1 protein-coding gene is annotated in these 2,081 nt (G+C 42.3%); it reads left to right on the top strand.

Features of this window, described 5'->3' with window-relative positions:
* The coding region (locus tag QA601_18825) for a C25 family cysteine peptidase (protein ID MDG5817157.1) at positions 1-2,081 on the top strand (2,081 nt) is incomplete at both ends.

Genomic DNA, 2,081 nt, shown 5'->3' with positions numbered 1-2,081 from the left:
GTTTGGAATGATACCGGTGGTCTTGGTGTCAGGTATTTTATTGCTTCTGAGGAGAGCTTTATAAGTATCGCTGATATGGATTTACAGGAACTTAGAATCGAATCGCAATCATCCTATCATATTGAAGATTTGAGAAACGGTACCAATCATAGTGACTATTTGATTATAACCCATCCACTATTTAACGATGCTGCAGTGGATCTGGCATCTCACAAGGAATCGATGGGCTTTTTCAGCCCTCGAATAGTTTTCATCGAGGATGTGTACCGGCATTTTTCCGGAGGCAATACTGATCCTGTTGCACTGCGCAATTTTCTGCTTTATGTGAACCGATACTGGAGCGATAGTGATAAACTGGACTATGTGGTTTTATTTGGTTCAGGGCATTATGATTACAAAAAAATCAGAACCGGAGAAACAAATTTTCTTCCTACGGCTCAAATAAACGGTGTTTGTAAGGATTTGTTTTTCGTGCTGCATGATCCGGGCAGGAGTATTAATAATCAGTTTGTTTCAAGTTTTTTTCTCGGTCGTTTACCTGTAAAAAATGCTTTTGAGGCTCAGACCATGGTTGATAAGATTATTGAGACCGAGAAGCCTGGAGTGGCTGATTTTGGCCCCTGGAGAAACAGAGTACTTATGGTCACCGATGATGATGTGGTATATAGAGAAGGTCAGCCGGTAGGAGAATCCATAAACCACCTTAGGTCTACAGAAAAAGTTATGGAAACAATGTATAGCTTAAGACCCTATACCGATGAAAGAACGGTAAATCTGTTTGAATATGAAACTAATGCACGATTTGAGAAACCTGGTGCTACCCGTGCGCTGATCAATGAGGTTAACAGTGGCGTTGCTGTGGTTAACTTTTTTGGGCACGGTTCTGCAGATGTTTGGACTGATGAACATATCTTTACCAGAGACAATCTTCTGTCCTTTTATAATCAGGGACGCTATGCTCTTATTAACTCCTTTTCCTGCACTGTCGGTAAGTTTGATAAACCTGATAGCGATGGATTATCATCCTTACTCGTTAAGCTTCCGGGAGCTGGTGCAATTGCTACAGTCTCTGCTACAAGGGAAGTTTTTGCCTCTCAAAATGAAGCTCTGGCCCTGAGCTTTTATTCATATCTCTTTGATACAGACTACAATAATTCCATCGGTGCATCTTTTGTAAATAGTATAGCCCGTTCCCAACAAAGAGACAACTTCGCTTACGGGGTGCTTGGCGATCCTTCTATCAGACTCAATCCGGTACAAAGAGAAATCCAGCTTGAGGTCCAAAATAACAGTGGAGAAAACGTAGATAGTTTAAAAGCTCTTCAGCAGGTTACTGTAAAAGGAACGGTTACTTTTCCTAACGGTACAGTGGATGAATCATTTGGTGATGATAATGGTCTTGTTCAGATTGGCATTTTTAACCCACATGAAAAATCAAGAAGGAAAGATGGGTATACTTTTTCTGATCCGGAATATCTACTTCCGGGGGCACCGGTGTTTTTGGGACAAACAAACGTAAACTCAGGTACTTTTGAACAAACAATACTCTTACCCCAAAATTTAACCTTTGATACAGATGGTGTGATGCTCAGTGCTTATGCCTGGCAGGATTCCTTAATTGGTGCCGGTTCAATGAATCATCTGATTTTTAGTGGCACTGATCAAAGAGAAATCACCGATACCACAGGTCCCCAAATCAGTATCAGACCAGTTTATGAGAGTGGCTCTATGGATCGGGCAGGGATGTTTGTCGCTAACCGCATCACATCAACACTGCCCCTTCGCTGTGAGGTGCTTGTTAGGGATGAAAGCGGGATCGATGTAGCAGGCATTGGCCCTGATGAGGGTTTAACAATGGAAGTAAAGGAGTCTTTGAGCCGCAGAAACATTAACCATCAGTTTCAGTTCGATGACGGAGATTTTCGCAGAGGAGTCGCTGCGATTAACTTTGAGCAGGGAATGCTCAGAACCGGAACGCATGAACTGGTTATAACCGCCAGAGATCTGTTGGGAAATATTTCCAGAGAATCTTTTACCCTGGAAATCATCGATGAGCAGCAGCTGCGATTGGATAACGTAAT

The organism is Chitinispirillales bacterium ANBcel5 (assembly GCA_029688955.1).
In the GTDB taxonomy this organism is placed as follows: domain Bacteria; phylum Fibrobacterota; class Chitinivibrionia; order Chitinivibrionales; family Chitinispirillaceae; genus Cellulosispirillum; species Cellulosispirillum alkaliphilum.
The sequence above is the reverse complement of the archived record's forward strand: the minus strand, read 5'-3'. Positions and strand labels throughout refer to the sequence as shown.